Below are 233 nucleotides of genomic sequence, written 5' to 3' on the forward strand. Positions count from 1 at the left end.
GGATTACGCATTCCAATTTGATCAGGTTGATAAATACGTGCTTTTACATTTAAGCCATTGGCCGTCAAACTATCAATGCCTTCTAACAAGCTTGTACCACCGGTAATTACGATACCACCTGGTTGCTTTAAGGCATGGTGCTTAGCAAGCCCTTTACCTAATCTGGTCAAAATTTGCTCCAAACGAGCATTAATGATTTCACTGAGGTAAACCTCATCAATCATTTGTTGTCC

The 233-nt window shown here is 40.3% G+C and carries 1 protein-coding gene; it reads right to left on the reverse strand.

Translation table 11 applies throughout. From position 1 onward, the window contains the following. On the reverse strand, positions 1-233 hold a 233-nt coding region (locus tag AC2FA3_RS15660), incomplete at both ends, for a hypothetical protein (protein WP_490510406.1).

It is taken from the genome of Janibacter sp. CoH_79_TC_3 (genome assembly GCF_058197955.1).